The sequence below is a fragment of the Serratia sp. A07 genome, assembly GCF_058725505.1.
Genome location: NZ_JBZXDO010000145.1, coordinates 1 through 1,732 on the forward strand (window position 1 = coordinate 1; position 1,732 = coordinate 1,732).

The following is a 1,732-nucleotide window of genomic DNA, read 5'->3' on the forward strand; positions in this document are numbered from 1 at the left end:
TTGCTCTTTAACAATCTGGAACAAGCTGAAAATTGAAACATGACGGCTGAAATTTATCCCTCCGTAGAAGTACTGGGATAAAGAGTAACCTGTCATAGAGTCTCTCAAATGTTTGCAGCGCGAACGATGGAAACATCTTCGGGTTGTGAGGTTAAGTGACTAAGCGTACACGGTGGATGCCTAGGCAGTCAGAGGCGATGAAGGGCGTGCTAATCTGCGAAAAGCGTCGGTAAGGTGATATGAACCGTTACAACCGGCGATACCCGAATGGGGAAACCCAGTGTGTTTCGACACACTATCATGTCATGAATACATAGTGGCATGAGGCGAACCGGGGGAACTGAAACATCTAAGTACCCCGAGGAAAAGAAATCAACCGAGATTCCCCCAGTAGCGGCGAGCGAACGGGGAGGAGCCCAGAACCTGAATCGGCTTGTGTGTTAGTGGAAGCGTCTGGAAAGTCGCGCAGCAAAGGGTGATAGCCCCGTACACTAAAATGCACAGGTCGTGAGTTCGATGAGTAGGGCGGGACACGTGACATCCTGTCTGAATATGGGGGGACCATCCTCCAAGGCTAAATACTCCTGACTGACCGATAGTGAACCAGTACCGTGAGGGAAAGGCGAAAAGAACCCCGGCGAGGGGAGTGAAATAGAACCTGAAACCGTGTACGTACAAGCAGTGGGAGCACCTTCGTGGTGTGACTGCGTACCTTTTGTATAATGGGTCAGCGACTTATATTTTGTAGCAAGGTTAACCGTATAGGGGAGCCGTAGGGAAACCGAGTCTTAACTGGGCGATTAGTTGCAAGGTATAGACCCGAAACCCGGTGATCTAGCCATGGGCAGGTTGAAGGTTGGGTAACACTAACTGGAGGACCGAACCGACTAATGTTGAAAAATTAGCGGATGACTTGTGGCTGGGGGTGAAAGGCCAATCAAACCGGGAGATAGCTGGTTCTCCCCGAAAGCTATTTAGGTAGCGCCTCGTGAACTCATCTTCGGGGGTAGAGCACTGTTTCGGCTAGGGGGCCATCCCGGCTTACCAAACCGATGCAAACTCCGAATACCGAAGAATGTTATCACGGGAGACACACGGCGGGTGCTAACGTCCGTCGTGAAGAGGGAAACAACCCAGACCGCCAGCTAAGGTCCCAAAGTCATGGTTAAGTGGGAAACGATGTGGGAAGGCATAGACAGCCAGGATGTTGGCTTAGAAGCAGCCATCATTTAAAGAAAGCGTAATAGCTCACTGGTCGAGTCGGCCTGCGCGGAAGATGTAACGGGGCTAAACCATGCACCGAAGCTGCGGCAGCGACGCTTAGCGTTGTTGGGTAGGGGAGCGTTCTGTAAGCCGTTGAAGGTGGCCTGTGAGGGTTGCTGGAGGTATCAGAAGTGCGAATGCTGACATAAGTAACGATAAAGCGGGTGAAAAGCCCGCTCGCCGGAAGACCAAGGGTTCCTGTCCAACGTTAATCGGGGCAGGGTGAGTCGACCCCTAAGGCGAGGCTGAAAAGCGTAGTCGATGGGAAACAGGTTAATATTCCTGTACTTGGTGTTACTGCGAAGGGGGGACGGAGAAGGCTAGGCTAGCCGGGCGACGGTTGTCCCGGTTTAAGCGTGTAGGGGGTGTGACCTGGTAAATCCGGTTACATATCAACCCTGAGGCGTGATGACGATGCACTACGGTGCAGAAGTAGTTGATGCCCTGCTTCCAGGAAAAGCCTCTAAGC

1 rRNA gene is annotated in these 1,732 nt (G+C 52.1%); it reads left to right on the forward strand.

Annotation, left to right across the window (positions count from 1 at the left end):
* Positions 1-149: 149 nt before the first annotated feature.
* Positions 150-1,732, forward strand: a 23S ribosomal RNA gene (locus AC4PR2_RS28645); the annotation flags it as partial.